Source organism: Halomonas sp. V046 (assembly GCF_052645355.1).
The window spans coordinates 1-1,252 of the sequence record NZ_JBQXYF010000036.1; the positions used below are offsets into that span (position 1 = coordinate 1).

Consider the following 1,252-nt stretch of genomic DNA (forward strand, 5'->3'; position numbering starts at 1 on the left):
TGATCTTACCCAGTAGCGGTGGACACCCCGTTAAGGAACTACTCTGAACGAGGTGAACCATGACAAAGCCAGCTACGCTCATGAAAAAGCAACGTGCCCGATACACCGATACCTATCGCGAAGAAGCCCTCCAACTTGCTGAACGAGTGGGTGTCGCCACCGCCGCCCACGATCTCGGCGTACAGCCCAGCCAGATTTATCAATGGCGCGCCAAAGCCCAGCAGCGGAAAAGTGTGACAGAACGCGAACAGGCACTTGCCGACGAGAATGCGCGCCTCAAGCGCCAGTTGGCCGAGGTGTCGGAGGAACTGGCCATCACAAAAAAGGCGGCGGTGTACTTCGCGAAAAGCCTGAAGTGAAGTACGCCTTCATCCAGCAACATCGTCAGGCCTTCTGTATTCGGCACATGTGTGCCGTATTCGGTGTCGCCCGCAGTGGCTATTACGTTTGGCGACAACGTGCTGGTAACCCGTCACCCAGACGCCGCCAGCAAGCGGACCTCGACCAGCATGTGGCACAAGCCTATCACGATCGGAAGGGGCGCTCAGGGGCCCCCAGATTGGTCCTGGACCTACATGACAATGGGCTGTCGGTGAACCGTAAGACCGTTGCTGCAAGCCTGCGGCGGCAGGGTCTGCGCGCCAAGGCTGCACGTAAGTTCAAAGCGACAACGAACTCCAAACACACCCTGCCAGTGGCGCCAAACCTGCTAAAGCAAGATTTTGTGGCAACGAGCCCCAACCAGAAATGGGTAGGTGACATCACCTATCTTGGAACGGAGCAAGGGTGGCTGTATCTAGCGGTTGTTATCGACCTGTTTTCTCGTCGAATTATCGGTTGGGCAATGAGTCATCGAATGAAGGCGGATATCGTCTGTGAAGCACTCGAGATGGCGCTATCAAAGCGTCAGAATCCCACCGGGGTCATTACCCACTCTGATCGAGGAAGTCAGTATTGTTCATCGGATTATCAGAAGCTTATCAAGCGCCATAAGCTCCGATGCAGCATGAGCGCCAAGGGCAACTGTTACGACAATGCCTGTGCCGAAAGCTTCTTTCACAGCCTCAAGGTCGAGGCCATCCATGGTGAGCGCTTCGACACCCGAGGAGCCATGCGGCGGCAGGTATTCGAGTATATCGAGGTCGACTACAACCGGCAGCGCCGACACAGTGCGATTGGGATGATCAGCCCTGAGGCCTTCGAGGTTCGAATGATCGCTTAGATCGGTGTCCACGATTGCTGGGTAAGATCA

General features: G+C 55.8%; 1 protein-coding gene. It reads left to right on the forward strand.

The window, feature by feature from the left end:
* Positions 1-59 precede the first annotated feature (59 nt).
* Positions 60-1,222 (forward strand): IS3 family transposase gene (locus ACUN9Y_RS22075; protein WP_445462900.1). Its coding sequence is split into 2 segments (ribosomal slippage): positions 60-318 and positions 318-1,222, totalling 1,164 coding nucleotides; the frame shifts between segments, so codons are not numbered across the junction.
* Positions 1,223-1,252: the final 30 nt, after the last annotated feature.